The sequence below is a fragment of the Bradyrhizobium sp. NBAIM08 genome (genome assembly GCF_020193935.1).
Taxonomy (GTDB): Bacteria; Pseudomonadota; Alphaproteobacteria; order Rhizobiales; family Xanthobacteraceae; genus Bradyrhizobium; species Bradyrhizobium yuanmingense.
Map to the genome: position 1 here is coordinate 1 of NZ_JADYVR010001066.1, position 397 is coordinate 397.

Here is a 397-nt window from a genome sequence, read left to right on the forward strand (position 1 = left end):
GAGCTGCAGGGCGCGCTCGCGAGGTGATTCTCGACGGGTCGGCCGACGTGGACCGGATGATGCGCATCCGGCCCTACGCGCTGACCGGTGGTCGAACGCGCCCGACGATCGATCTCCCGCTCGAGACCCTGGTACGCACGAATGACCGCGGTCGGTCGGTGCGACACGAGGTCGGGACCGAGGAACGACGCATCCTCGATCTGGCGGGCTCGCCCATCTCGGTCGCAGAGATCTCGGCCCACCTCGGCGTCGTGCTCGGCGTGGCCCGCGTGCTCGTGGGCGATCTGGTCGTCGCCGGTCGCCTCGACCGCAGCACCACCCCGGCCGAGCTCGCGCTTCCCAGTTCCGACGTGTCCCTTCTCGAACGGGTCCTCGACGGACTCAAGGCGCTCTGAGG

1 protein-coding gene is annotated in these 397 nt (G+C 70.0%); it reads left to right on the forward strand.

Annotation, left to right across the window (positions count from 1 at the left end):
- Window positions 1-395, forward strand: a 395-nt coding sequence (locus I6F37_RS43495; RefSeq protein WP_225154910.1) for a DUF742 domain-containing protein, incomplete at its 5' end; no start/stop codon positions are given.
- Window positions 396-397: the final 2 nt, after the last annotated feature.